The organism is Pseudomonas sp. SIMBA_041 (assembly GCF_046535095.1).
Taxonomy (GTDB): Bacteria; Pseudomonadota; Gammaproteobacteria; order Pseudomonadales; family Pseudomonadaceae; genus Aquipseudomonas; species Aquipseudomonas mucoides.
The window spans coordinates 1-231 of sequence record NZ_JAWRXJ010001020.1; the positions used below are offsets into that span (position 1 = coordinate 1).

The 231-nt window shown below is 45.0% G+C and carries 1 protein-coding gene; it reads right to left on the reverse strand.

The window, feature by feature from the left end; genetic code table 11:
- A partial coding sequence (locus tag SB725_RS34200; RefSeq protein WP_410923827.1) for an NUDIX domain-containing protein occupies window positions 1-231 on the reverse strand: 231 nt, incomplete at both ends.

Genomic DNA, 231 nt, shown 5'->3' on the forward strand with positions numbered 1-231 from the left:
CTACTGTCAGCTCAATCTTATAAACCTGTAAGCTGACCTGCTTATCGCCATAATCATGATGCAAGCGCCCAAGCTTAACGATAGTATTATTATCAAGCAGGATACCCGTCTCTTCCGCCACTTCTCTTATCAACGCCTGCGCTGCTGACTCATCTGCTTCTATCTTTCCACCAACGAACTCGTAACGATTTCCTTGATGCTGAGTAGCATCTCGAAACCCAAGCAAATACT